This window comes from Neisseria sp. P0013.S005 (assembly GCF_051958425.1).
GTDB lineage: Bacteria > Pseudomonadota > Gammaproteobacteria > Burkholderiales > Neisseriaceae > Neisseria > Neisseria subflava.
Genome location: NZ_JBQCVL010000079.1, coordinates 1 through 247, shown reverse-complemented (window position 1 = coordinate 247; position 247 = coordinate 1). Strand labels below are relative to the sequence as shown.

General features: G+C 45.7%; 1 protein-coding gene. It reads left to right on the top strand.

Annotation, left to right across the window (positions count from 1 at the left end; genetic code table 11):
* Positions 1-90: 90 nt before the first annotated feature.
* Positions 91-247 (top strand): ATP-binding cassette domain-containing protein (locus tag ACTHTA_RS11570; protein WP_440379641.1); only part of this gene is annotated, 157 nt, incomplete at its 3' end.

Genomic DNA, 247 nt, shown 5'->3' with positions numbered 1-247 from the left:
CTATTTTTCAGACGACCTATCTCCGATAGCGCATCCTTTTGTGGATTAACTGTGGATAAGTTTGTCCTGACCCCTTTCCAGGAATACCTTATGATCCGTTTCGAACAAGTTTCCAAAACCTATCCCGGCGGTTTTAAAGCCCTGAAAAACGTCAGCTTCCAAATCAAAAAAGGCGAAATGATATTTATCGCCGGCCACTCCGGCTCCGGCAAGTCCACCATCCTGAAGCTGATTTCCGGTATTACCA